Origin of the sequence: Flavobacterium selenitireducens, from assembly GCF_014748335.1 — a bacterium.
GTDB lineage: Bacteria > Bacteroidota > Bacteroidia > Flavobacteriales > Flavobacteriaceae > Flavobacterium > Flavobacterium selenitireducens.
Genome location: NZ_JAAVIY010000003.1, coordinates 90,533 through 116,441 on the forward strand (window position 1 = coordinate 90,533; position 25,909 = coordinate 116,441).

Annotated in this window: 19 protein-coding genes; 12 read left to right on the top strand and 7 right to left on the bottom strand. The window is 47.8% G+C overall.

Annotated elements, in window-relative coordinates:
* The first annotated feature begins 90 nt into the window (after window positions 1-90).
* The 6 genes from HC229_RS06315 to HC229_RS06340 all read left to right on the top strand — a co-directional run bounded on the left by HC229_RS06315 (window position 91) and on the right by HC229_RS06340 (window position 9,741).
* On the top strand, window positions 91-3,246 hold the full coding sequence (locus HC229_RS06315; RefSeq protein WP_191019624.1) for a UvrD-helicase domain-containing protein: 3,156 nt from the start codon (window positions 91-93) through the stop codon (window positions 3,244-3,246).
* Between the two features lie 18 nt (window positions 3,247-3,264).
* A complete protein-coding gene (kbl, locus tag HC229_RS06320; RefSeq protein ID WP_191019625.1) occupies window positions 3,265-4,461 on the top strand; it encodes a glycine C-acetyltransferase in 1,197 nt (398 codons plus the stop codon).
* 104 nt (window positions 4,462-4,565) lie between these two features.
* Window positions 4,566-5,972 carry an OmpA family protein gene (locus tag HC229_RS06325; protein ID WP_191019626.1) on the top strand — a complete coding sequence of 469 codons (1,407 nt, stop codon included), beginning with the start codon at window positions 4,566-4,568 and terminating at the stop codon, window positions 5,970-5,972.
* A gap of 63 nt (window positions 5,973-6,035) precedes the next feature.
* A complete protein-coding gene (locus HC229_RS06330) occupies window positions 6,036-8,804 on the top strand; it encodes a PD-(D/E)XK nuclease family protein (RefSeq protein ID WP_191019627.1) in 2,769 nt (922 codons plus the stop codon).
* Window positions 8,804-9,097 (top strand): hypothetical protein, encoded by a 294-nt coding sequence (locus HC229_RS06335; protein WP_191019628.1) that lies wholly within the window; start codon window positions 8,804-8,806, stop codon window positions 9,095-9,097. The genes HC229_RS06330 and HC229_RS06335 overlap by 1 nt, the downstream gene beginning before the upstream one ends.
* A complete protein-coding gene (locus HC229_RS06340; RefSeq protein WP_191019629.1) occupies window positions 9,079-9,741 on the top strand; it encodes an ATP-binding cassette domain-containing protein in 663 nt (220 codons plus the stop codon). The genes HC229_RS06335 and HC229_RS06340 overlap by 19 nt, the downstream gene beginning before the upstream one ends.
* Here HC229_RS06340 and HC229_RS06345 read toward each other — a convergent pair.
* From HC229_RS06345 to HC229_RS06365, 5 genes are all read right to left on the bottom strand, one after another.
* Window positions 9,738-10,529 carry an alpha/beta fold hydrolase gene (locus HC229_RS06345; protein ID WP_191019630.1) on the bottom strand — a complete coding sequence of 264 codons (792 nt, stop codon included), beginning with the start codon at window positions 10,527-10,529 and terminating at the stop codon, window positions 9,738-9,740. The two genes, HC229_RS06340 and HC229_RS06345, sit on opposite strands and share 4 nt — an antisense overlap.
* Complete coding sequence (locus tag HC229_RS06350; protein ID WP_191019631.1) at window positions 10,526-11,434, bottom strand: alpha/beta fold hydrolase; 909 nt, start codon at window positions 11,432-11,434, stop codon at window positions 10,526-10,528. Before HC229_RS06350 ends, HC229_RS06345 begins: the two co-directional genes overlap by 4 nt.
* Entirely contained in the window at window positions 11,424-12,719 is a 1,296-nt protein-coding gene (locus tag HC229_RS06355; protein WP_191019632.1) for an aminopeptidase P family protein, read from the bottom strand. The genes HC229_RS06350 and HC229_RS06355 overlap by 11 nt, the downstream gene beginning before the upstream one ends.
* A 137-nt stretch (window positions 12,720-12,856) precedes the next feature.
* Window positions 12,857-13,435, bottom strand: coding sequence for a Crp/Fnr family transcriptional regulator (locus HC229_RS06360; protein WP_191019633.1), 579 nt, complete (start codon window positions 13,433-13,435; stop codon window positions 12,857-12,859).
* A 45-nt stretch (window positions 13,436-13,480) separates the two neighbouring features.
* The gene (locus HC229_RS06365) at window positions 13,481-14,836 is read right to left on the bottom strand and encodes a hydroxymethylglutaryl-CoA synthase family protein (RefSeq protein WP_191019634.1); all 1,356 of its coding nucleotides are present in this window, start codon (window positions 14,834-14,836) and stop codon (window positions 13,481-13,483) included.
* 196 nt (window positions 14,837-15,032) lie between these two features.
* Here HC229_RS06365 and HC229_RS06370 point away from each other — a divergent pair, with 196 nt between their 5' ends.
* The 6 genes from HC229_RS06370 (at window position 15,033) to HC229_RS06395 (ending at window position 23,570) form a co-directional block, all read left to right on the top strand.
* Window positions 15,033-15,923, top strand: a complete 891-nt coding sequence (locus tag HC229_RS06370) for a hypothetical protein (protein WP_191019635.1) — start codon at window positions 15,033-15,035, stop codon at window positions 15,921-15,923.
* Window positions 15,924-16,053: 130 nt separating this feature from the next.
* Complete coding sequence (locus tag HC229_RS06375; RefSeq protein ID WP_191019636.1) at window positions 16,054-16,920, top strand: succinate dehydrogenase cytochrome b subunit; 867 nt, start codon at window positions 16,054-16,056, stop codon at window positions 16,918-16,920.
* Between the two features lie 21 nt (window positions 16,921-16,941).
* Complete coding sequence (locus tag HC229_RS06380; RefSeq protein ID WP_191019637.1) at window positions 16,942-18,951, top strand: fumarate reductase/succinate dehydrogenase flavoprotein subunit; 2,010 nt, start codon at window positions 16,942-16,944, stop codon at window positions 18,949-18,951.
* A 10-nt stretch (window positions 18,952-18,961) separates the two neighbouring features.
* Window positions 18,962-19,720, top strand: coding sequence for a succinate dehydrogenase/fumarate reductase iron-sulfur subunit (locus tag HC229_RS06385; RefSeq protein WP_191019638.1), 759 nt, complete (start codon window positions 18,962-18,964; stop codon window positions 19,718-19,720).
* A 242-nt stretch (window positions 19,721-19,962) separates the two neighbouring features.
* A complete protein-coding gene (locus HC229_RS06390; protein ID WP_223845543.1) occupies window positions 19,963-22,794 on the top strand; it encodes a GH92 family glycosyl hydrolase in 2,832 nt (943 codons plus the stop codon).
* Complete coding sequence (locus HC229_RS06395) at window positions 22,794-23,570, top strand: amidohydrolase (protein ID WP_191019639.1); 777 nt, start codon at window positions 22,794-22,796, stop codon at window positions 23,568-23,570. The genes HC229_RS06390 and HC229_RS06395 overlap by 1 nt, the downstream gene beginning before the upstream one ends.
* Here the strand turns inward: HC229_RS06395 and HC229_RS06400 are convergent.
* Together HC229_RS06400 and HC229_RS06405 are read right to left on the bottom strand one after the other, a co-directional pair.
* Window positions 23,557-25,143, bottom strand: coding sequence for an Ig-like domain-containing protein (locus tag HC229_RS06400; protein WP_223845544.1), 1,587 nt, complete (start codon window positions 25,141-25,143; stop codon window positions 23,557-23,559). The two genes, HC229_RS06395 and HC229_RS06400, sit on opposite strands and share 14 nt — an antisense overlap.
* A gap of 70 nt (window positions 25,144-25,213) precedes the next feature.
* On the bottom strand, window positions 25,214-25,891 hold the full coding sequence (locus HC229_RS06405) for a ComF family protein (protein WP_191019641.1): 678 nt from the start codon (window positions 25,889-25,891) through the stop codon (window positions 25,214-25,216).
* Between the last annotated feature and the right edge of the window lie 18 nt (window positions 25,892-25,909).

A 25,909-nucleotide genomic window follows, 5' to 3' on the forward strand; every position in this document is an offset into this window, starting at 1 on the left:
TAAAGCTGGCGTTCGTGCCACTAACCTCAAACTTCAAACCTTAAACTTTAAACCTTAAACTTCAAACTTTAAACCTCAAACCCAAAAACCATGTCCGAATCCATATCCTTTTCCATATACGACGCCTCCGCCGGTTCGGGCAAAACCTACACACTCGTAAAAGAATATCTCAAAATCGTGTTGCGTTCGCCAAAGCCTGACGCCTACCGAAACATCCTCGCGATCACCTTTACCAATAAGGCCGTGCACGAAATGAAGAGCCGCATCGTGTCGAGCCTTTCGGATTTCGCATCAGATCAACCATCTGAAAAAGCTGAAAGCCTCATGCGCGATCTTTCCGCAGAAATCGCAATGTCATTGCCCGAAATCAGGCAAAAGGCCAAACAAATCATCAAGCACATCATACACAATTATGCGGCTTTTGATATTTCGACGATCGACAAATTTACACATCGCGTCATCCGGGCCTTTGCAAGAGACCTGAACCTGCCGATGACATTCGAGGTTTCCCTCGATACCGAAAGCCTGTTGCAGGAAGCCGTCGACGCACTGATCGCCCAAGCCGGCGAAGACGAAACGCTTACCAAGCTGCTCGTCGATTTCGCCATGGAAAAAACCGATGACGACAAATCGTGGGATATTTCGCGCGAAATCATGGACACCGGACGCTTGGCGCTCAACGAAAATCATCGGGCGGAGATTTCGAACCTTAGCCAAAAGTCGATTCCGGAATTTATGATGCTCAAGGAAAAACTGGGCAAGCTTAGCGACGAGATCGAGTCAGAAAATAAATTGCTCGCGCAAACCGTCCTCGAATTATTTGAAAACCATGGCGTCGATCTCGCATCCTTTTCGCGGGGCACGTTTCCGAACCACGTCAAAAGCATTCACCAAGGCGCTTACAATCCTAAAAACAAGCACTTTTTCGAATTCGACGATGTGGCGATCAACAAGTCGGCGAAAGACCGGGCGATCATCGAAAATCTGATTCCCGATGTTTTGCGCACGTTGGGCAGGATTTACGGAAACTTCGGCAAGCGCAATATGTATCTGGCGTTCTTGAAAAACATCACGCCCTTATCGCTGCTCAACACGGTCAACAACGAGCTCGAACGCATCCAAAAAGAGCAGAACGTCCTATCTATTTCGGAATTCAACGCGATCATCCACAAGGAAATCCAAAACCAGCCGGCTCCGTTTATTTACGAACGGCTGGGCGAGCGCTACCGCAATTATTTCATAGATGAGTTCCAGGACACGAGCGAAATGCAGTGGCAAAACCTGGTGCCGCTTATCGGGAACGCGATTTCGGGACAAGACGAATTGGGACAGATCGGGACGCTGATGATCGTCGGTGATCCTAAGCAATCCATTTACCGATGGAGAGGCGGAAAGGCCGAACAGTTCATCACGCTGGGAAAAGAGGACAATCGCGAGCCTTTCCCGAACGTCGGCAAAAAAATGTTCAAGTTGGGTACGAACTGGCGCAGCTATTCGGAAGTGATCCATTTCAACAACGATTTTTTCCGGTTCGTATCATCTGAATTTGCGCATGAAGATTACCGCGAGCTTTACGAAAACCAAAGCAAACAGGAAACCACCCATAAACAAGGCGGCTATGTCAATATTTCGTTCGTGCCCGAAATCGGTTCGGACGAAGAAGACGAGGCTGCAGAAAAGGACGACCTTCACCTTCGGGCGACACTCGCGACGATTCAAAAAGTGAAGGCACTCGGCTTCCGCTACAGCGAAATTGCAATCCTGACACGCAAACGCGACAAAGGAATTTTGGTAGCGAATTATCTCACCGAAAATGAAATTCCGTTGCTTTCTTCAGAAACGCTTCAAATCGCAACGGCGACAGAAGTGCGCTTCATCATCTATTTACTGCGCTATCTCAAGAACGGCAACGACGACGAGGCCAAAGCGTTGTTCCTGCAATATATCGGGAGCCATCTCCAAAGCAATTTGCCGCTTCACGATTTTATTGCATCCGGGATGATCCTGCGCGACGAAAGTTCGTTTTCCAGCTGGCTCGAAGCTTTCGATTTCAGGATTTCCTTTTCGGACATCAGGAAGAAATCGCTATACGAAGCCGTCGAAATCATTGCCTCGACATTTATCCCGGCTCACAATGCCTACGTCCAGTATTTTCTCGATATCGTATTGGAAAAGGACGTACGCAGCCAGGCGGGAATTGCCGATTTTCTAGTGTTTTGGGACGCGAATTCGGCTAAGTTCAGCATTCCTGCACCTGACGGAAAAGACGCGGTCAAAATCATGACGATCCACAAGTCGAAAGGATTGGAGTTTCCGGTTGTGATCATGCCGTTCGCCGAGGAAGATTACAACCGAAAGCCACGAGAGAAAATGTGGATTCCGGGCGAAGACGAGGCATTCGAACTGCCAAAAGTGCTCGTGGACGCCAATGCTTCGGTGGAGACGTTCGGCGAGGCGGCCGCAACGGTTTTCCGCCACAAAAAACAAGAGGAGTTGCTGGACAACATCAATGTGCTTTACGTCGCCCTGACGAGGGCCGAAGAGCAGCTTTACGTGATTTCGTCTATGGGATTGAACGCCAAGACACAGGAGCCGAAATCAAATAGCATGTCGGCATTTTTCGTGAAGTTCCTCAGGTCGCAAAACAGGTTTGACCCTCAAATTTTTGAGTACGGATTCGGAAATCCGCAAAAGACGTCCAAAGAAAAGCCGCTTGCGCCCGAACCTGAGTCTATTGAGCCGGTTCAAAATCCATTGGACAAATCGAATATCAAGATTGCGCAACGGGAATCCGTAATGTGGGGATCGAAGCAATTGGAGGCGATTGAATACGGCAATACGGTCCACGAAATCATGTCGATGGTCAAACACGCTTCAGATACCGACCTGGCGCTTACGAAAGCGATCGAAAACGGCCTGATCACCCAATTGCAGCGCGCCGAGGTTGAACGAACGTTAAACGCGATCGTGTCCCATCCGGAACTCACGGCTTTTTTCGAATCGGGAAATGTGGTGCTGAACGAACAGACGATCATCCGCAAAAGCGCAGGACTTGTAAAGCCCGACCGTATGGTGCTGGCTCCGAACAACGAAGTGTATCTGCTTGACTACAAGACGGGAAGCCACGATCCGAAATATGTCCGTCAAATCGAGACCTATTCCGAGGCGATCGAAAGCATGGGTTTTCGCGTGAGCAAAAAGGCGCTCGTGTACACCGGCGAGCAGCTAAATGTGATACATTTGTAAGTAAAATACAACGCAATCATGTACGGAAAAATCAAGGAACACCTTCAAAACGAACTAAGAACGATAGAGGAAAACGGCCTGTTCAAAAAAGAACGCGTCATCACGTCTCCTCAAGGCGCCGAGATCACGATTTCAACAGGGGAATCGGTATTGAATTTCTGCGCGAACAATTACTTGGGGCTTTCGTCCCATCCGGAGGTCATACAGGCTGCAAAAGACGCCTTGGACAGCCATGGTTTCGGAATGTCGTCGGTGCGCTTCATCTGCGGAACCCAGGACATCCACAAGACGTTGGAAGCGGCCATCGCCGATTTCTACGGAACCGAGGACACGATTTTATACGCCGCGGCTTTCGATGCTAACGGCGGTGTTTTCGAACCGCTTCTGAACGAGCAGGACGCAATCATTTCCGATAGCCTGAACCATGCTTCGATCATAGATGGAGTGCGCCTTTGTAAAGCGATGCGCTACCGTTACGAAAACAGCGACATGGCTGATCTTGAACAACAACTCATCAAAGCCACCGAGGCTGGTGCGCGTTTCAAACTCATCGTCACCGACGGAGTTTTTTCTATGGATGGAGTCGTGGCGCCACTCGATAAAATCTGTGACCTCGCAGATAAATACGACGCAATGGTCATGATAGACGAATGCCATGCGGCTGGATTTATTGGTGAAACGGGCAAAGGAACACCTGAGGCGAAAGGTGTCATGGGCCGTGTCGACATCATCACCGGAACACTTGGAAAAGCACTCGGCGGAGCGATGGGCGGTTACACTACGGGCAAAAAAGAAATCATCGAACTGTTAAGACAACGCTCCCGTCCTTACCTGTTTTCCAACTCGTTAGCGCCGTCAATCGTCGGTGCGTCGATAAAGGTGTTCGAACTGCTTAAAAAGGATACGAAACTGCGCGACAAACTCGAATGGAACACCAATTACTTCAAAGCGGGAATGAAAGCTGCGGGCTTTGATATCGTCGAAGGGGATTCGGCTATCGTGCCAGTCATGCTATACGATGCCAAGCTTTCCCAAAACATGGCAGAGGAACTTTTGAAGAAGGGAATTTACGTGATCGGATTCTTTTTTCCGGTGGTTCCGAAAGACAAAGCGAGGATACGTGTCCAGCTTTCGGCAGCGCATGAAAAAGAGCACTTAGACCGCGCCATTGCTGCCTTTACGGAGGTCGGTAAAATGTTAAATGTGATCGCTTGATGAATCTTAACGTTATGTTATTTTTTTAACATTTGTCTTTGCTGTTAAAAAAAGACGGATTACATTTGTTCTAATAACTTTTGTAACTAAAAATGAAATCTAGTATGAAACATCTTAACAAAGCTTTCGCTGCGGTAGCTATGTTGCTGGGATTGAGCGCTTCGGCTCAGGACAGTGACAATCCGTGGGCGATATCGTTCGGAGCCAACGCGGTGGATACGCGTTTTAGTGCTGCCTCTAAATTGGAGGATCAGTTTTCAGAGTACTTCAATGCCAAAGACAACTGGAACATCCTTCCATCCGTATCTTACCTTAACGTCACAAGACACGTAGGTGCCGGCTTCACGTTCGGTGTAACAGGATCGATCAACAAAATCGACAAGTTCGTCAGCAAGCGTGGTCAAGGTCCGTCAATGATGGATGACTATGAAGTAAGCAACCCTGGAGATCTTAAATATTACGCTGTTGACGGTCAGTTGTCTTACCGTTTGGGTCAATTGATCGGAACTAAATGGTTCGATCCATTTGCTCACGTTGGTGGAGGTTACACTTGGTTGGGTGACGAAAACAAAGGAACCGTAAACGGAGGTTTGGGTGTTACTTTCTGGATCGTTGAGCAAGTTGGTTTGACATTCCAGTCTACTTACAAGCATTCTTTCGAAGACGACAGAAACGTTTTCCCTTCACACATGCAACACTTCGCAGGTCTTACTTTCAAATTCGGAGGTAAAGATACAGACGGAGACGGAATCTACGACAAAGACGACGCTTGTCCGGACGTACCAGGTTTGAAAGAATTCCAAGGTTGTCCTGATACTGACGGAGACGGAATTCCTGACAAAGACGACGCATGTCCAGATCAAGCAGGTCCGAAAGAATTCAACGGATGTCCTGATACTGACGGAGACGGAATTGCTGACAAAGACGATGCTTGTCCAGATGTTCCTGGCTTGAAAGAGTTCCAAGGATGTCCTGATACTGACGGTGACGGAGTTACTGACAAACAAGACAAATGTCCGGATGTTAAAGGTCCGAAAGAAAACAACGGATGCCCTTGGCCAGACACTGACGGAGACGGAGTTCTTGACAAAGATGACAAATGTCCTACCGTTAAAGGAACTGCTGCTAACTTCGGATGTCCAGAAATTTCTGAAGAGCAAATCAAAAAATTGAACGACTACGCTAGAACTATCTTGTTCAACAGTGGAAAAGCTACTTTCAAAGAACAAACGTTCCCAGTTTTGAACAACATGGTAACTATCTTGAAAGAGTACCCAGGATCTAAATTTATGATCGAAGGTCACACTGATAGCGATGGTAGCAACGCTTTGAACCAAACATTGTCTGAAAACCGCGCTGCTGCAGTAAGAACTTATTTGCAAGAGAACGGAATCGAAGCAAGCAGATTGAACTCTGTAGGTTTCGGTGAAACTAAGCCTATCGCATCTAACAAGACTGCAAAAGGTAAAGCTCAAAACAGACGTGTTGAGGTGAAATTGATCAAAGAATAATTTGCACCAACACTAATACAAAGAACGCCTCGAGAAATCGGGGCGTTTTTCTATTTTTATACCATGGGTAATTTAGATTTTCTCGACAAACTCGCACAAAAAATACTGGAAGTCACACAGGGCAACCTTACCAACGCAACAGTAATACTTCCAAACAGGCGCGCCAAGGTGTTTCTAATTGAGGCGCTCCGCAAACAAATAGGGGCGACCGCATTTGCGCCTTCGATAATCAGTATCGAGGATTTCATACAGGATGTCGCATCGGTACGCTCAATCGACAATGTCGAACTGCTGTTTGCGTTCTACGAGATTTACCTTTCCGTTACCGATAAAGACGAGCAGCAGAACTTCGAACTATTCGCTAATTGGGCCAAAGTATTGCTGCAGGATTTCAACGAGATCGACCGCTATTTGCTCGATCCCTACAAAGTGCTCAATTACCTCAAGGCAATTGAAGATATAAAGCACTGGTCACTCGACCTTGAAAAGCGAACCGTCCTGATCGAGAACTATCTTAAGTTCTGGAATAAGCTTCCGGAATATTACGCGGCCCTAACCGAATATCTCAGCACGAAAGGCGTTGGCTACCAAGGATTTATTTACCGGGAAGCCGTAAAGAATCTTGAGCATTTTACCTCGTCCTCGCCCGATGCGTTCTATATCTTTGCGGGATTCAACGCCCTCAATGCGGCAGAGGAAGTGATCATCCAACACCTGTTGTCGCTTGGGATGGCAAAAGTCTATTGGGATATCGACACGGTTTTCCTCAAAGATGAACAGCAAGATGCCGGGTTGTTCATCAGGAGGTTCAAAAGCGATTGGAAATATTACAACAGCCACCCGTTCGAATGGATAGCCCAGGACTTTGCCCAACACAAGAACATCCAGGTGATCGGCACGCCGAAATCTATCGGACAGGCCAAAATCGCCGGTAAGATTCTCGAAGAACGCATAGCGAACGACCCGAATGGAAGACTTGACCGCACTGCCGTTGTGCTCGGGGAAGAAAATCTGCTTGTGCCTTTGCTATACGCATTGCCCGCTACGGTTGGCGCGCTGAATATTACGATGGGATATTCGGCTAAGAACAATCCGGCGCAAATCTTGGTCGCCAAATTGTTCCGGATGCACGTCAACGCCATGTCGCGAAACGCCGCCAATTACGTTTTTTATTACAAAGATGTACTCGATGTGCTCATGCACCCGCTCGTCGAGCCATACGCGAATGGACAGGCGACAGTTGCTTTCATCAACCGCAATAATTATTCGTTTATCACCCACGCGCGTTTGTCCGATAGAGCCGGAGAAACTTCCAAACTTTTTGAGTTGTTGTTCGAGAAATGGGACGGTGGGCCACTTGCAGCGCTATCGAACATCTCGGAGATTTTGCTATCGATCAAATCCCGTCTCGGGCGCGACAACCAGGAGGAGAAAGTGGCAAAAGCGTTTTTGTATTCGGTTTTTAAAGTCGTTAACCAGCTGATATCGTATTACACAAAGAATTCCGTCACGGATTCACTTGAAACGCTTCATGCGATCTACAAACAGGTCATCGAACTTGCCGAAGTATCGTTCGAAGGCGAACCGCTCGAAGGGCTCCAGATCATGGGCGTCCTCGAAAGTCGTGTGCTCGATTTCGACACCGTGATCGTGACGAGCATGAACGAAGGTAATTTCCCTGCCGGAAAGTCCTCAAACTCGTTTATTCCGTATGATGTAAAGCGCGAATTCGGACTTCCGACATTCAAGGAAAAAGACGCCATTTATACTTATCACTTTTACCATCTGTTGCAACGCGCCAAGAATGTTTACCTGCTTTACAATACAGAAAGCGAAGGTCTGGACGCCGGAGAAAGAAGCCGCTTCATCACACAATTGGAAGTAGAGAAGCAACCCAATCACGACATCCGTTTTGAAACAAGGAACGCATTTGTTCCGTTGATCGCGTACGAGCCCATCAAGATTCCGAAGTCCGAACTTGTCATGGCGAGGCTCAGCGAAATCGCCAACAACGGATTTTCGCCTTCTTCCCTAACGAGCTACATCCGCAATCCAGCCGATTTTTATTTCAAACGCATCCTTCGCATCAGCGAGATTGACGAGGTCGAAGAGACGATAGCGTTGAATACCCTCGGAACCATCATTCACGCGACGCTGGAGAATCTATATCGACCGCTGATCGGAAAAATCATCATCGAACGCGACATAGACAATTGTTTCAAATTGCTTGACGCCGAGGTCATGAAGCAATTCAAGGAAGTGTACAAGGAAGGCGAAATCAAAAAGGGACGCAACTTACTTGCGTTCGAAGTCGCCAAGCGAAATGTGGCGAACTTCCTGAAAATGGAACGTGAAAGTATCCGCGACGGGGACGAAATTTCGATCATCGCGCTCGAAGAAACGTATCAGCGCTGGCTCGAGCATCCTAAACTGCCCCAACCGGTATTGATCAAAGGAAATGTCGACCGCGTCGAAATACGCAACGGGAAGGTCAGGATCGTCGATTACAAAACCGGGAAGGTCGAGGCAAGAGACGTAAAACTCAAGGATTGGAATGGGTTGACCACTGAAATTAAAACCGACAAAATCATACAGGTTTTGGCCTATGCGTTCATGTTTGCCGAGAGATCACAAGGGCGTGAAATCGAGGTTGGAATCGTTTCGTTCAAGAATCTCAAATCAGGCTTTTTGCGGTTTGAGTTCGAAGGTGAAGACAAAGAGAGGATTTCAGTAATAACCGAGCAGATTTTTTCGGAATACACGAATCAACTCGCGGGTTTGCTGGCTGAAATACTCGATCCGGAAATTGATTTCGTCGAAAAAGTAAGCTGATGCAAAAATTCCGAAACATTTGGGCGTTTTTCCAAAGCACGCTTCCGGTCAACCTTGCGATTTCAACCGGGGCGGGCGTTTTGGGCGGGTTGGGAAGTTTCGCGATGAGTTTTTTGGCGTTCGGATTCGTCTTGGCGATCGTCATCAAAGAAGCCAACGCCAAGCCGGAATACATCTTTTACCGCAACAACGGCCTGAGCCGCACCCAACTTTGGATTTTTAGCTATGTCCTTAACGACGCCACATTTTTGGTACTAACCGCAATTTTCATCGGATGCAGACGCATGTCCTAGAAATCGACAGCGTCAGGAAGTCGTTCAGCGGAAAGCTTGTCGTTTCCGACGTTTGGCTCAAAATCGAAACCGGCGAAATCGTCGGGCTTCTGGGGCGCAACGGATCCGGAAAATCGACGTTGCTCAAGATCATTTCCGGTAATCTTCGGGGCGAGCAACAGCATCTCAGGATCGATGGTAAACTGACTTCCGATGCTAAAAATCGAATCGCATACCTGAACCAGGACAATTTCGTGCCGAAGCAATTTTCAGTAAAAAAGGCAATGTTACTTTCGCTGGGAGATGATCAGGTCGAAGCGTTTTGCGATGACGAGATGACGCGTTCGATCCTCGATCGTAAAATTAGCGAATTGTCGACCGGGCAGAGGCGTTATTTCGAGATTCGGTTGTTGCTCTTCCATCCTGCAGATTTCGTATTGTTGGACGAACCTTACAACGGCCTTTCGCCGACATTGATCGAAGAAGTAAATGCGCTTATTCGGTCGCGATCCAAGTCGAAAGCCATTATCGTGACCGACCACAATTACCGCAACATTATCGACGTCAGCACTCGTTTGGTTTTGATGAAGGAAGGAACAACGCATCATCTCTCGAACAAATCCGGGTTGGTCGAAAAAGGCTATCTCAACGAAGGGATGCTTTAAATTTCCTTGAGAAACGACAATAATTCGCTAAGAAGTTCTTCGCGATTTTCGATTGTCGACATGTGTCCGTCGTCGAAGGTTATGAGTTTCACGGACGTATTCTCGACTTGCTCGATGCTTTCGGCGTAATTCAGGACGGGATCGGCCTTTCCTAGCACGAGTAATATCGGATAGGGCGCAAAATGAAGCAACACCTCGCGGTCTTTTCGTATTTTCATTCCTTCCAACGAAGCGACGATTCCCTGTAAAGGCGTTTTGAGCGCCTCCTGTTTGACGTTTTCGATTTCAGATGACAAACGGTCGCGGTTGTTTTCACTGAACAAGTTCCCAACCGACAAACGAACGAACGAGGTATAATCGTTCTTAACGGCTTTTATCGCACGGTCCCGGTTCGTTTTGCGCTCTTCGCTATCGGCTCGCGAAGTCGAGTTGATCAACGCGATGCCTTTTACCATGTCGGGATACAATTCGGCGAAAGCCAGCGCGACATAACCGCCCATCGAATGACCGGCGAGCACGACTTTGCGGATATGGAGTTCAGAAAGTACCGCATGTACCAAATCGGCGTTGTCTTCCATGGTTTGGACGTAGCCGACAGGGTCGGTTTTGCCGTGTCCGAGCAAATCGATCGTAATCACGCGGTTTTTCCGGGACAAATCTGGAATAAAAGCATCCCACATCGAGCTGTTTTCGAGGAATCCGTGAAGAAAGACAACCGCAGTTCCTTTCCCGTGGTCCGAATAGTTGACCGAAGTATTCTTGAAGGTTATTTTTTTGGAGGGCATCATGATTTCAGGAAATTTCCGACTTCGGAAAAATACGCATTTTCAGCGTCAAGCCAACCGTAGTGCGAACAGTTTTCGAGCAGCACGACCCTGGAATTTTTTAGGACTCGATGTGCTTTTTCTGCAATTTCGTGCGGAACGATGTCCTGTTTTCCCTGAATGATCAAAACCGGTTTCTCGAAATTCCTGAGCTTTGGCGCGCAGTCGAAATGCATACGGTTCAGGTCCTGCCAAATAAGCGTATTGATTCGGCGATTTCCCTGTGTGAGTCGCTTGGCCAAAACTGCGTGGAATTTCGGCTGGACCACATATGCCGGAGCCAAAGCGCGTCCGCGACCGAGACTCGTCGTATAAGTAGTATCGCCATTGTCAATCTTTGATTCCCAATACGCAAGTGAATCGCGTTGCGTCTTATCGAGTTTGCTTCGGATGAGGTCGCGATGGTTGAGCAGTTCAAGGTCGATTCCGCCAGATGAAGAGAGAATAAGCTTGTCAACACGGGTCGGATGCAAACTTGTGTAATACGATCCTAACATTCCGCCAAATGAATGTCCGAGCACGATCCAACTGTCAAAACCAAGTTTTTTGCGCAACCGATCGATGTCGTCCACGAGCAAATCCATCGTCATGTTTTTTGCCGTCGGATTTTTGAGTGTTGATTTTCCGGTTCCGCGTTGGTCGTAAAGAATCACCAGATTGTTCTTCCCGAGATTTTGGGCTAGCTCCTCGAATCCGTTGGAGTTCATTCCCGGTCCGCCATTTATGATAAGCAACGGTTTCCCGCTTCCGAAAGTGCGATAGAAAATCGGCGTACCGTCGCCGCTTCGGGCAAATCCCTGCTTTTGGGAACTCGCAATTCCGGAAAGCAGCAGCAACAGTGCGACAATCTTTTTTCTCTTATTTGGCATTCATCAGCGTTTCAATCTCGTCGATTTCGATTGGGATATTGCGCATCAGGTTGAACGGCTCACCGGATTCCTGGATCACGACATCGTCCTCGATTCGAATTCCGAAGCCTTCTTCTGGAATGTAGATGCCAGGCTCGACGGTAAATACCATATTGGCCTGCATCGGCTCGTGCAACAATCCGTAATCGTGTGTGTCGAGACCCAAATGATGGGACGTTCCGTGCATGAAATACTTTTTGTACGCAGGCCAGGCCGCATCTTCATTCTGGACGTCGGCTTTGTCGAGCAGGCCGAGCCCCAGCAATTCCGAAGTCATAATTTTTCCGACTTCCAGGTGATATTGCTTCCATAATGTCCCCGGAGTGAGCATTTTCGTGGCTTCGTTCTTCACGCGCAACACGGCATTGTAGACATCTGCCTGGCGTTTGGTATATTTTCCGGAGACGGGAATCGTTCGCGTCAAATCCGAAGAGTAATTGGCATATTCGGCCGCGACGTCGAGCAGAAGCAAATCTCCGGGCTTACATTCTTTATTGTTTTCGACATAGTGAAGAACATTTGCGCTGTTTCCACTGGCGATGATCGGGCCGTAAGCGAACCCTTTGGAGCGGTTTCGGACAAATTCATGTACGAGTTCGGCTTCGACTTCGTATTCAAACACGCCAGGTTTCACAAATCCGAGCAGGCGTCGGAAACCTTTTTCGGTAATGTCGCACGCCTTTTGGATCAATGCGATTTCTTCCTTTTCTTTCACCGAACGCAGGCGTTGCAAAATCGGGTTCGACTTCGCGACCGCATGAGCCGGATATTTCTCCTTCCACCATTTGATGAAGCGATCTTCGCGGGTTTCGGTTTCAACCGAAGCGCGATAATGCTCGTTTGTGTTGATGTACATCGTATCGGCATACGTCATCAATTCGTAGAAGATCTTGTGGAAGTCCTGCAGCCAATATACCGATTTGATCCCTGAAACCTCGAACGCCTGATTTTTGTCGAGTTTTGCGCCGTGCCAAACAGCAATGTGTTCGCTGGTTTCGGTCAAAAACAAGATTTCGCGTTGGTGTTCGTAAGGCGCGTCCGGAAACAATACCAAAATACTTTCCTCTTGGTCGACGCCGCTGAGATACAATATGTCGCGGTGTTGTTGGAAAGGCATGGTGCTGTCTGCGGAAATCGGATAAATATCGTTCGAGTTGAAAACCGCGATTGAATTGGGCTTCATTTCGGCCATAAACTTCTTGCGGTTCTTGACAAACAGGTTGCTGTCGATTTGTTCGTATTTCATGATCGGAAATTTGATTTGTTCAAAATTAGGGATTCGAGACCATTTGATAAGTGGCCAAATGGCGTAAAAAGCTTCAGTTTATAAAGCTCAAAGGTTTCCAAATCGTTTTAGGTTTGGAATTTAAGCGTACCAAACCTTCATTTCAAAACACTTTTCCTGATGCGGCTCATATGGCGCGTCGAAATACCCAGGAAAGATGCGAGGTGATGTAGTGGCACTTCTTTTATGAGATCGGGCTCGGTTTCGAGCAATTTCGCGTAACGGTCTTCCGGAGAAAGCGTCAGCAGATCGATGCGGTAGTCGTCAATCAGGCAAAGTTGGCGTTCGAGCAACTCATAGTAACATTTATGGAATTCAGGATTTTCCGCTAGCAATTTTCCGAAATTTTCGCGGTCGATTACCAGCAAATGTGTGTCTGACAACGCTTTGACGCTTTTTCTCGACGGCTTTTGGAACAGGAAACTTCCCAGGGAAGACGTAATGGAGTTCGCCATCCCGATATATGTAGTTTTTTCCTCTCCCGAAACTGTTATCGCATGTTGGAGGATGCCGGTTTTTATCAGGCAAAAATAACGGCAGATTTCACCTTCCGGAACCAGGAATTCATTCTTCTTCAGCCTCAAGTCCCGGAAACCGGAGTTGGGCAACTCGATCAGATCCTGTAGTTTTCGGCTTTCGCCAGGTGAAAATCCGTAAAGGGTATCGAAAAATTCCATTGCCAAATTTACATATAAGTGATCGTTTTCGGCAACTGTTTCGATCTAGTCGATCCATTTGTAATATCGCGCGCCAATGAGATTCGGATGATCCTGTTCGATACGATCCAGCACCCACTCGTTTTTCGGGCTTCGGACACTGGAACGTAGCTCCTTTTTATGCAATTGCTCATAGGTTTGAAAATCGATTTCTTCAGAATCGGCCAATCGCTCGAACAGTTTTACATCAGCGATGGCGGCGACCCAATTGGGTTGGATTTCGCCTTGGAACACTTTCGATTTGGAACCGCTTCCGTAAGCCAAAAACCCGAATTTGGTTCCCGAAATGTTGCGTTCGTTGCGGTAAGCATCGCACAAAGCCGATAACAATCCCATGAAAATCGAACCGGTGTAAAGGTTGCCAATTAACGAGGAAGCCAGTTCGGCAGGCTGCAATTTCCGGGTTACAAAGTCGCGATAAGCATCTGATTTGGCGAGATCTTTCAATTTTGCGGAATAGTCCGGATTGTCGGGATCGATCGTATTGTTCTCGTCATCCATTGCGAAAATCTCCGTGAGCATGCGTCTTCCCTGAAACGCGTAGGGCAAATGCATGATGATATCCGACCACGAATCGTAAAGCGTTCCACTGAAATTCGTGACTTTCTTCAATGAAAAATAAGCTTCCCGTGTGCGGTCGGTGTAGCATTGGTTGGAATATTGGCCGTCGAAAACCGGTTGATCCTTGTGTATTTCCACTTCAGATTCGAGATTCCCGAACCATTCCGGGTTGTCATCACTACCCATTATACGGAATTTAGAAAGCTTCCGATAAGGCTTAAAAAAATCGAAAACGCCCTTATTGCTTACTGTCCATTCCTTGTCGAGGGCGATGATTCTGGGATCGGCGCATACCAACAACGCAACGGCACCGGCGCCTTGAGTATATTCTCCGGACGAGCCCAAATCGTACTTGGCGATATCGGTAGCCACGACAATGGCTTTTTTTGTAGGATTGAGGCGAATGAAGTCGAAACAGTTGTGCAAAGCGTCAACCGCTCCGATACACGCGAACGTGAAATCTACCGCGTCGCATTCCAATAGTGTATTTTCGCCAAATTTCTGTTCCATTAATTGGGAAAGGTAAGAGGCGACTGGTTTTGAGTTGTCGATACCACTTTCAGTTCCCACATAGAGCCGGGCGATTCCGGAAAGGTCGATGGCATTATCCGCGATCAGCTTCGTGAGCGCATTCGCACCAAAAACCACAGTGTCCTGATGCGCATCCGGCAAGGTCATTTTGAGAAGACCCAAACCTTTTTCAAGTTTTTCGGGCTCGATATGGCGCGCTTCGGCAAGCGTTTTTATGGGAAGGTGCAAGTTGGCGACATCAAAGGCGATCGCGTCAATTCCGATTTTCATTTTGCGGGAATTTGGATTTGTAAAAGTACGATTCGGTTAACGTCCGGCCTATTGATTTGAGCATTTGCCTGCATTTTTGCGGTTAATTCCGCGCATTTCGAAAAAGTCTAAAATCTGAAAATTTTTGCGCGTGATAATTCCCAAATCAGCAATAAAAGAAAGGGGAGCACGTTACTGTTAAACAAAAGCCAATGTCATGAAGGCGAATTATGCGTATTTTATTCCCGTCCTGCTTATTTTTTCGCTTACGACATTTTTCGCTTCGTGTTCCAACGATGAAAGCGAGCGCGACGAACCGATGTTGATCGTTAAATTCAAATTCGACCCTGAACAACAGCGGCTTAACAATTTTGGGCAACCCGCCGGGATTCCATCCGGACACGCTACACAGACACCTGTTTTCCATTCCATATCGGCTCACTATTTCGAGTTGGCGCCTGATATGTACACGCAACTTGGGGACGGGGCGGTGTTATATCATGCTCCCGAAACTACTCAGGGCGGAACAAATGCGATTGATTTCAGCAAGGCCAAAATCGTTGCCGAAGGAGATGTTTTCCTGAAAATTCCGTTGCGGCAGGTCGCCTCGGGCAATTACAATTGGGTAAGGGTTTCGCTTTCGTACCAGAATTACGGCATTCGGTTTTTGCAATCGGGCGTTGAATACGATGGCACTTTGGCGAGTTTTCTCGGTTTCGACACTTTTATCGGATCGCATTCGATAGGCAACAACTTTTTTGATGTAAATGCCAACAAAAGCCAGGGCTATTGGGCATTTGCTCTCGACGGCTATCCGTATAGTTCCGAAGGCCAGGCTCCTGCAGGCGCCACGACGGTTCCGAACCCGTTGGCGTCAACCTCGCCGGTTCCTTCAGGATCCTGTGTGGTGACAGGGAAATTCGGCAACGAACTTCAAATTAGCGGCAACGAAACCAAGGACGTCGTGGTAACCCTTTCGCTATCGATAAACAAAAGTTTTGAGTGGCAGGAGGTCAATCAGGACGGCAAATTCGAACCTTCTGCTGGCGAAAACGTGGTAGATATGGGATTGAGAGGGCTTATTCCTTCGTTTTCCGTTGGAAATTAGACATACAACTTTCACGTTTTCAAAGTGTTTCAACTCAATTAAAAACGATTATAAATAAACCGGAAAACATTGTGCTATAACGCATTTAGCCGTATTTTTGTGTGATTTTTTAATAAATTACTCAAAATCTATGGCTAATTCTGCAATCCTGAAGTCGTCCCTTGCGAAAAAGTATTGGATGGCGCTTACGGGTTTATTTTTATGTCTGTTTCTCATCGGGCACTTGATTGGAAACCTCCAGCTTTTAAGTACCGAAAAATACGAGGCGGCTATGAGGTTCAACCAATATGCGTTGTTCATGACCTCTAATCCGGCGGTAAAGGCGCTGTCGTACGTGACTTATCTTTCCATCCTTTTTCACGCCATCGACGGAATCTGGCTTACCGTTCAGAACCGCAAGGCGCGCCCTATCGGATATGTGAAGAACAATCGATCGGCGAACACAACCTGGGCATCGCGCAACATGGCACTGCTCGGATCATTGGTTTTGATTTTCATCGTCAGCCACATGGCTACGTTTTGGGGCCGTATGCATTACGACGCCAACATGCCGCTTTACAAGGTTGAACTCAGTGCGATGGGACAAAAGCAATCGTTTTACAGAACGACGACCCAGCAATTCATTCCGGTCGACCAGGTCGCACCTAGTTTGGAAGAAGCCCATAAGACAGGTAAAGGCAAATACATCAAAAACCGCACGGAGCTTTACGACGCGAACGCCCAGATCAAGATCGCTGAGCTTTACAAAGATCTCTATAAGATCACAGTCGATTTTTTCAAGCAGCCGACTTATGGCCTGTTGTACGTTATCCTGTATGTGATTTCGATGGCAGTTTTGGCTTTCCACCTAAGCCACGGCTTTGCAAGCTCGTTCCAGAGTATGGGATGGAGCCATCCGAAATACAGTCCTTTCATCGATAAGTTCGGACTTGTTTTCTCGATCGTGACGTGCCTGTTGTTTGCGATCATCCCAGTTTACGTTTATTTCGTCCTTTAATAATCAATACTCATAATCATTATGAAGTTAGATTCCAAAATACCGGAAGGCCACATTTCTGAAAAGTGGACCAACCACAAAAATCACCTTAAGCTCGTCGCGCCGAACAACCGCCCGAAGATCGACGTCATCGTCGTAGGAACGGGATTGGCAGGCGCTTCGGCAGCCGCATCGCTTGGCGAAATGGGTTACAACGTAAAATCGTTCTGTTTCCAGGATTCACCTCGTCGCGCTCACTCGATTGCAGCACAAGGCGGAATCAACGCCGCGAAGAACTACCAAAACGACGGCGACAGTATTTACCGCTTGTTTTACGATACCATCAAAGGAGGCGACTACCGTGCGCGTGAAGCGAACGTTCACCGCCTGGCGGAAGTTTCCGGAAACATCATCGACCAATGCGTCGCTCAAGGTGTTCCGTTTGCACGCGATTACGGCGGGATGCTCGACAACCGTTCTTTTGGAGGAACGCAGGTCCAAAGAACATTTTATGCCGCAGGTCAAACCGGGCAACAATTGTTGCTTGGCGCATATTCTGCACTTTCGCGCCAAATCGGTCAAGGAAACGTGCAGCAGTTCAACCGACACGAAATGCTCGACATCGTAAAGGTCGATGGTAAAGCGCGCGGTATCATCGCTCGCAACCTTGTTACCGGCGAAATCGAGAGACATTCTGCCCACGCTGTCATTATCGCTTCCGGCGGATACGGAAATGTCTATTTCCTTTCGACGAATGCGATGGGATCGAATGTTTCCGCGGGTTGGAAAATCCACAAGAAAGGCGCTGCGTTCGCAAATCCTTGCTATGTCCAGATCCACCCGACGTGTATTCCGGTCCACGGGACGAACCAATCGAAACTGACGTTGATGTCGGAATCATTGCGTAACTCAGGCCGAATCTGGGTTCCGAAGAAAAAAGAAGATGCCGAAGCGATTCGCGCCGGGAAACTGAAGCCGACACAAATCGCGGAAGAAGATAGAGATTACTACCTCGAAAGACGCTATCCTGCGTTTGGAAACCTCGTTCCTCGCGACGTAGCGTCCCGCGCTGCCAAAGAGCGTTGCGATGAAGGTTACGGAATCGAAGCCAACGACACCAACGAAGGCGTTTACCTCGACTTCGCGTCCGAAATCACGAGCAAAGGTAGACAAGCGGCATTGGTCGCCGGAGACCACAATCCATCCGAGGCTAAAATCCAGGAACTTGGCAAGAAATGGATAGAGGAAAAATACGGCAACCTTTTCCAGATGTACCAAAAAATCACCGACGAAAACCCATACGAAACGCCAATGAAAATCTATCCGGCCGTTCACTATACGATGGGTGGCGTTTGGGTTGATTATAATCTGCAATCAACGATTCCGGGATGTTTCGTTGCCGGAGAAGCGAATTTCTCCGATCACGGAGCGAACCGACTCGGAGCATCGGCTTTGATGCAAGGTCTGGCTGACGGATATTTCGTATTGCCTTACACGGTGTCTGATTATCTGGCGAACGAGATCCGAACCGGGAAAATTTCGACTCAATCTGCGGAATTTGACGAAGCCGAACGGGAAGTACGTGCTCAAATCGACAAGTTCCTCAACAATAACGGGACAAAATCAGTAGATTATTTCCACAAGCAACTTGGGAATATCATGTGGAACAAGGTCGGAATGGGACGCAACGCCCAAGGCCTATCCGAAGCGGTAAAGGAAATTGACGCCTTGAGAGCGGAATTCCACCGCGACGTCTATGTTCCGGGAAGCGCGAACGAAATGAACACCGAATTGGAGAAGGCGCTTCGCGTAGCTGACTTCATGGAACTTGGCCAGCTCATGGCAATGGACGCGCTACAACGCAATGAATCCTGTGGCGGGCATTTCCGCGAAGAATACCAGGATTCAGAAGGGGAAACCCTGCGCGATGACGAAAACTTCAAGTTCGTCGGAGCCTGGGAATACAATGGCCCAGACATCAATCAGGAAATTCTCAACAAAGAAGACCTGAATTACGAATTCATCAAGATAGCCGCACGTAACTACAAATAAAATCTGCGAAATGGCAACTAAATTCATCAATATAAACCTAAAGGTTTGGCGTCAGAAAGATGCCAAGGCGAAAGGACAAATGGAAACCTACAAGCTCGACAAAGTGTCGACCGACAGCTCTTTCCTGGAAATGCTCGACCAATTGAACGAACAGTTGATCAACGAGCGCAAAGAGCCCATCGCTTTCGATCACGATTGTCGCGAAGGAATTTGCGGAGCATGCTCGCTTTACATCAACGGACGCGCTCACGGGCCAGATCGTTTCATCACGACCTGTCAGCTGCACATGCGCTCGTTCAAGGACGGAGAAACGATTTTTATTGAACCATGGCGTTCCAAGGCGTTCCCGGTAATCAAGGATTTGGTCGTCGACAGATCGTCGTTCGACAGGATTCAGCAAGCCGGTGGTTTTGTTTCGGTAAACACATCCGGAAACACGATCGATGCCAACGCTACGCCAATCAACAAGGCAGACGCAGATCGTTCGTTCGAGGCAGCGGCCTGTATCGGTTGCGGCGCCTGCGTGGCGAGTTGTAAGAACGGTTCGGCCATGTTGTTCGTCGGTGCGAAAGTTTCCCAGTATGCGTTGCTTCCCCAAGGCAAGATCGAAGCGCACGACCGTGTTTTGAACATGGTGCGCCAAATGGATGAGGAAGGGTTCGGAAACTGTACGAATACGGGCGCTTGCGAAATCGAATGTCCAAAGGGAATTTCGCTTGAAAATATCGCCAGGATGAACCGCGAATATCTGACGGCTTCAATGAGCTAACATCATTTATTTTAATATGAAACGCACTCTTTACGGGTGCGTTTTTCGTTTGGGTCTTTTGGGCGTTGCGCCGGAGTCGACATTCGTTTTCGATCTCGTTTTGCGCCGGCGCCGGGCTATCCGCTGCAATCTTTTGGAACCTCAAAGGTTCGTCAAACCTTTGAGGTTTATCAAAAGGATTTCCGCTGCTATCCCTAACGCAATCGTTTTCGAATTTCTATCTTTGACCAAACAACGCCATCATGAACTTTTGGATTTCCCTTCTTTTACTGTCCGTATCAACCGCTTCCCTTTCCCAGAATCTCCACAAACACGTCAATCCACTAATAGGAACCGGCGGCCATGGCCACACTTTTCCCGGTGCTACGGCTCCGTTCGGCATGGTGCAATTGTCGCCCGATACGCGAATTGACGGCAGTTGGGACGGTTGCGGCGGTTATCATTATTCAGACTCCGTCATTTACGGGTTTTCGCACACACATTTAAGCGGCACCGGCGTTTCAGACTATGGCGACATCATGCTAATGCCAACTATGGGCGAACCGTCGTTGCGACACGAATCGTATTCTTCGGCGTTTTCCCACCAAAACGAGTCGGTTTCTGCAGGCTATTATGCCGTAAAACTGGACAAATTCGGGATTGAGGCAAAACTGACAACGTCCACACGCGTCGGTTTCCATCAATACAAATTCCCGAAAGCGGGTCAGGCGAACATCATCCTCGACCTTAACCATCGCGACTTGCTGCTCACGGGCGAAGTCCGTATCATCAATGAAAAGACAATTGAGGTTTTTCGCAATAGTTCCGCTTGGGCAACAGACCAGAAAATTTGGGCACGCATCTCTTTCGATCGCGCGATGAACATCACGAAAATCGAAAACAATGCGTTTGCGCCGGCCAAACCCAGCGACAAGACGTTCGCGGGAAGCTTGCTCAAGCTTGCGTTCTCGGCAAATGTAAAAACAGGGGAAACCATCAAAGTCAAAGTCGCGCTTTCGCCCACCGGTTATGATGGCGCCCAGAAAAATATGTCCGAAATTCCGGGTTGGGACTTCGATAAAGCAAAATCTGATGTCGAGCTTCTTTGGGACAAGGAACTTTCCAAAATCGTGATTTCCCAGAAGGATAACGATAAATTGGCGGTTTTCTACACGGCTTTGTATCACACGATGATCCAACCTAACATTGCCCAGGATGTCGATCGCAAATACCGTGGCCGGGACGATCAGATCCATACCGCCGACGGCTTCGACTATTACACGGTTTTTTCACTTTGGGATACTTTTCGCGCCGCTCATCCGTTGTACACGCTTATCGACAAGAAGCGCACCGCTGATTTTATCAACACGTTCCTCAAGCAATACGAGCAAGGCGGCCGTTTGCCGGTTTGGGAATTCGCATCGAACGAGACCGATTGCATGATCGGTTACCATTCGGTTTCGGTTATGGCCGACGCCATGTCCAAACGCATAAAAGGCTTCGACTACGAAAAAGCGTTCGAGGCGGCAAAACACAGCGCTATGCTCGATCATTTGGGCTTGTCGGCTTATAAAAAGAACGGGTTTATCTCGATGGATGACGAACATGAAAGTGTTTCCAAAACCGTAGAATATTCGTACGACGACTGGTGCATCGCGCAAATGGCGAAAATGCTTGGAAAACAAGAAGATTACGCGTATTTCATGAAGCGTTCCCAAAATTGGAAAAACGTGTTCGATCCGGAAACGAAACACATGCGTCCCAAGAAGAACGGCGGATGGGACAAGCCGTTTGACGCGCGCGAAGTCAACAACAATTTCACCGAAGGCAATTCGTGGCATTATACATTCTTCGCTCCACAGGATATTCCGGGTATGATCAACGCTTTCGGCGGAAAGGAATCGTTCGCGGCAAAACTGGACGAAATGTTCGCTGCCCCGGCTGAAACCACCGGGCGTGACCAGGCTGATATTACTGGATTGATCGGGCAATATGCACAAGGAAACGAGCCGAGCCATCACATGGTTTATCTGTACAATTACGTCGGGAAGCCGGAAAAGACAAATGAAAAGGTTCATTTCATACTCGAAAATTTCTATAAAAATGCTCCGGACGGACTTATCGGAAACGAAGACTGCGGCCAAATGAGCGCTTGGTATGTGTTGAGTTCGCTCGGAATATATTCGGTAACGCCCGGCTCCGGCTATTTGTGGTCGACGGCGACTCCGTTTTTCGAGCGTGCCGTCGTGGCCCAGGAAGGTGAGAGCGAAATCGTGATCGACAGGAAAGATCCTAATATAAACCGGACGGCTTTGGGAGTCACACCGAAAATCGCCGCTCAAGGTTTGGAATATACGTTCGGCGTGCCAAAGGAGAATTTAATAACCGTCGTTCCAAGCGTCGAGGCCAGTGGAAAATCGTTCAAAACAGCGATGACGATTTCCTTTTCGGAAAACGGTTCGCAAATATTCTATCGCGTCTGGGCGCAAAACCGAAACGGGAAAAAGCCGGATTTCAAGGCATTCAAGTCCGATTTCGCAATAAAACAGTCGTCCTTTGTCGAGTTTTTTGCGATTGCAAACGGGAAGTCAAGCGACACGGTTTCCGCTTCATTTTTTAAAAAGCCAAACGATTTTACAATTGATACGAAATCAAAATACAATCCGCAATACCACGCCGGCGGGAATGAAGGGCTGATAGACGGCATTTTTGGTTCCGAAAACTGGCGCAAAGGCGATTGGCAAGGTTATCAAGGTCAGGATTTCGAAGCCACGATCGATATGAAAAAGCCAAAGAAAATATCGAGGATCAGTGCGCGTTTTCTTCAGGATTCGCGTGCCTGGATCGTAATGCCGACAAAAGTGGAATATTTCGTTTCGGACGACAACGTCAATTTTAAATTGGTCAAAACGGTAACGAACGAAATGGATGCGAAAAATACGGACGTAAAAATTGGGAATTTCGCTTCGGAGTTCGCCCCGATATCCGCGAAATATGTAAAAGTCAAAGCATACAATTTCGGTAAATTGCCCGAATGGCATCAAGGCGTCGGCGGAGATGCATATATTTTTACGGACGAAATCACAATCGAATAATGCAGAACACGTTAAAAATTGCACTTGTCCAGACCGAGATTGTCTGGCAGGATCCCGACTCGAACCGGGCGTTGCTATACGATAAAATCGATCCAATTGCAGATGACCTGGACATCATCGTACTTCCCGAGATGTTTGCGACCGGATTCACGATGTCGCCGTCGGAATGTGCCGAAACCATGAACGGGCCTACGATAACGTGGATGAAGGATTTGGCAGCGAAGAAAAACAGTGCGGTAGTAGGCAGTCTCGCCATTGAGGACGAGGGACTTTATTTCAATCGCTTGCTTTTCGTGCAGCCCGACGGGGAAATTTCGATTTACGACAAGCGCCATTTATTTTCACTCGCCGGCGAAGACGAGATTTATACCGCTGGAAATGCTAAATTAATATTGACGTTCAGGGGATTCCGGATTTGCCCGCTGATCTGCTACGACCTGCGCTTTCCGGCATTTTCGCGAAACAACGAAGACTTCGATCTCATGATTTACGTTGCAAACTGGCCGAAAACCCGTATTGTAGCCTGGGACGCGTTGTTGAAGGCGAGGGCGATTGAAAATATGTGTTACGTCGCGGCTGTCAATAGAATAGGCGAAGATCAAAACGGTCATTTCTATCCCGGACATTCCCAAGGATTGGATTTTCTTGGCGAAATGCTCGTTTCCTCTTGGGAAAATGAAGGCATATTCGTACTTACTATCGATAAGGAAAGCTTGACCGAAACGCGCGATAAATTAGGTTTTTTGCGCGATCGCGATGTCGTTACGGTAAGCTGAACGGCTGGTCGACATCCCAATTGGCGCGTACCTCTATCTCTTTTGCAAAATAAATCACCTCTTCAGCTTGTCGCTTTTCGAGATAGTTTCCGGCGTCCCACTGTTTGTTTCTGTTGTCGTCGTAAATGATGCGCAACGTGTACTTGGCGGGATCGATCGCATTGAAGTCTATCGTCGTTGCCGATTCTGTGTATTCCGTGTATTTGACGGCGCCTTTTGCATCGGCGAGTTCTACGATGACAGGAAATTTTTTGGCATTCTCGAGCGTGATCCTCAGGTTGCCGTAATCGGAAACGTTCTTGGTTGACAACTTGTAGGTCAGCGTGTCATTTTCGGAGTCGTAAAAGTCCGTTAGCGCCCCGGGAAGCATTTGTATTGTGTATTTTTCGACGGGATTTTTTTGGAAGTCGACCTCGAGCAACCGTTTGAATTCGTCGTATCTCGTCGTAAATCTTACCGCGGAATCCTTTGTGGTCACCGAGATTTTTGATTCGTCTATTTTAGACAAGGGAATGCTAGGCTCGAGCCCGAAACTTCCCCTCAATGGCAATGTTCCGGTCTGTTTTGGCGAAAAGCTCAGCGTGTCTTTTTTCTGCGCCTTTATCTTGATCCAGTTTTCTGATCTAAAATTGTCTTTTTCAAGCATTACCTGTAGGGAATCGGCTTTGATACGCGGGAACCAAATGTTGACGGAATCTTTGTCGGGAACGCTGGTTATGGCCGTTTTAAGGATTTCGCTCCCATTTTTTACCGTCGCTTTCAGGTCTTTCGGATCGCCTTCGTAACCGACAAGAAATTTGTGACCGGCATCCAGACTGGGGCGCAACGCCTTAAACGGAACCGCTTCTTTAAAAAGCTCAAGTTCGAAAAGCGTGTTCGTCGGAACGGTAATGAATTCCTTGTGAAACGCTATTTTGTCGGACTTTGGATCGTATTTATTATTGTTGTTGTCTTTTAATGCAATCAACAGGTATTTGCCAGCCTTGATGTTTTCGATTTTCCAGAGTGTCAGGCTGTCGAGCGTATTGGTGATATAGCGCGGCGGCTGCTTGTAGATGATGGAATCCGTGAAAGTACTGTCTATCGGATAAAGCATGACCGAGACGAAATTGTCCGGCTTTTTGGCAATGGCATCGCGTATGCGACCGCCAACCTGAAGTGAATCGATATAATCTCCCGTCGAAAATACGTATCGGAACTGCGAATACGGATTTCCTTCGTTATTGTCCTGCAAACTTTGCCCGAAATTAAAGCTGTACGTGGTATTCGGAAGCAAAGTATCCTTAATTGTTATCGTAAAGGTCTTCGCAGCCGTTTGAGGCATGATCATCGGCTCGTTCTTTAGAGGAGGAGACACTATAAGTTGTTTGTTGATGTCCTTCATCTTCACATATTCATCGAAAACCAGCTTGAAACTTTTGCCTTTGAAATTCTTTGAATAGTTTTCAGGGATGCTCTGCAAAAGCGTCGGCGGAATGGTGTCCTTGAGCCCGCCGGTAATCGTGCCGCGCTTGGCGCAACCCACGTTGACGAGAAGAATCAATAAGGCGAGATATGTAAAGAGTTTTTTCAACTGAAAATCAGGTTTTCGATGCACAAAATAACGATTATAATTTTTGGCAGTAAAATGTTTTTTGACGGAATTAAGAATGGGAGAACGCCAGGCACGCGATCGAGATTTTCGCATTCGGGATTTTCAGCAACGCCCGGCTGCAAGCCTCTAGTGTCGAGCCGGTTGTAAGTACGTCATCGATCAGCAAAAAGTGCTTGCCATGGTGGACTTCGGAAAAATCGGCTTCGAAAAGCGTTTTGCTGAGCTCCGACCGTGCGAACAGATTCTTTTTCGTTTGCGTCTTCGAATAAAAATTTCGCCTGAGCAGCTTTTCGTCCATCGGAATCCGAAGCGCATCCGAAAGCGCACTTCCGAAACTGGTGACCTGGTTGTATCCGCGTTTCTTCAATTTTTTCGGGTGTAACGGAACCGGGACGATCGCATCCGCGGAAGCGCAAACCGATTTTAGATCTTCAGCAAACCAATAGCCGAGAGCCGTTCCTATGTCTTCCTGGCCGCGGTATTTGAGTTTGTGGATCATTTCCTGGACAATGCCTTTTTTGTGATAATACGAAAATGCAGTGACCGATTCGACGGGAATGCGTCCGAAGAACTTCGTGGATGCCTCGTTTTGAGGTTGCAGATGATGGTTCGTAAGTGGGATTTCGTGACGGCAACCGGAACAAATCACAGATTCATTTTGCAGCAAAAGGCTGTCGCAACCCGCGCAGACCGGCGGGAAAAACAAGTTGAGCAAGGCGTGTAACATATCGAAATGGCGTTTAAT

What these genes read in the sequence shown, in the direction of transcription:
- HC229_RS06380 (WP_191019637.1), top strand. Translation starts at nt 16,942, where the DNA reads ATGAAGTTAGATTCCAAAATACCGGAAGGCCACATTTCTGAAAAGTGG.
- HC229_RS06395 (WP_191019639.1), top strand. Translation starts at nt 22,794, where the DNA reads ATGCAGAACACGTTAAAAATTGCACTTGTCCAGACCGAGATTGTCTGG.
- HC229_RS06330 (WP_191019627.1), top strand. Translation starts at nt 6,036, where the DNA reads ATGGGTAATTTAGATTTTCTCGACAAACTCGCACAAAAAATACTGGAA.
- HC229_RS06345 (WP_191019630.1), bottom strand. Translation starts at nt 10,529, where the DNA reads ATGATGCCCTCCAAAAAAATAACCTTCAAGAATACTTCGGTCAACTAT.
- HC229_RS06335 (WP_191019628.1), top strand. Translation starts at nt 8,804, where the DNA reads ATGCAAAAATTCCGAAACATTTGGGCGTTTTTCCAAAGCACGCTTCCG.
- HC229_RS06355 (WP_191019632.1), bottom strand. Translation starts at nt 12,719, where the DNA reads ATGAAATACGAACAAATCGACAGCAACCTGTTTGTCAAGAACCGCAAG.
- kbl (WP_191019625.1), top strand. Translation starts at nt 3,265, where the DNA reads ATGTACGGAAAAATCAAGGAACACCTTCAAAACGAACTAAGAACGATA.
- HC229_RS06390 (WP_223845543.1), top strand. Translation starts at nt 19,963, where the DNA reads ATGAACTTTTGGATTTCCCTTCTTTTACTGTCCGTATCAACCGCTTCC.
- HC229_RS06350 (WP_191019631.1), bottom strand. Translation starts at nt 11,434, where the DNA reads ATGCCAAATAAGAGAAAAAAGATTGTCGCACTGTTGCTGCTGCTTTCC.
- HC229_RS06325 (WP_191019626.1), top strand. Translation starts at nt 4,566, where the DNA reads ATGAAACATCTTAACAAAGCTTTCGCTGCGGTAGCTATGTTGCTGGGA.
- HC229_RS06385 (WP_191019638.1), top strand. Translation starts at nt 18,962, where the DNA reads ATGGCAACTAAATTCATCAATATAAACCTAAAGGTTTGGCGTCAGAAA.
- HC229_RS06375 (WP_191019636.1), top strand. Translation starts at nt 16,054, where the DNA reads ATGGCTAATTCTGCAATCCTGAAGTCGTCCCTTGCGAAAAAGTATTGG.
- HC229_RS06315 (WP_191019624.1), top strand. Translation starts at nt 91, where the DNA reads ATGTCCGAATCCATATCCTTTTCCATATACGACGCCTCCGCCGGTTCG.
- HC229_RS06365 (WP_191019634.1), bottom strand. Translation starts at nt 14,836, where the DNA reads ATGAAAATCGGAATTGACGCGATCGCCTTTGATGTCGCCAACTTGCAC.
- HC229_RS06405 (WP_191019641.1), bottom strand. Translation starts at nt 25,891, where the DNA reads ATGTTACACGCCTTGCTCAACTTGTTTTTCCCGCCGGTCTGCGCGGGT.
- HC229_RS06370 (WP_191019635.1), top strand. Translation starts at nt 15,033, where the DNA reads ATGAAGGCGAATTATGCGTATTTTATTCCCGTCCTGCTTATTTTTTCG.
- HC229_RS06340 (WP_191019629.1), top strand. Translation starts at nt 9,079, where the DNA reads ATGCAGACGCATGTCCTAGAAATCGACAGCGTCAGGAAGTCGTTCAGC.
- HC229_RS06360 (WP_191019633.1), bottom strand. Translation starts at nt 13,435, where the DNA reads ATGGAATTTTTCGATACCCTTTACGGATTTTCACCTGGCGAAAGCCGA.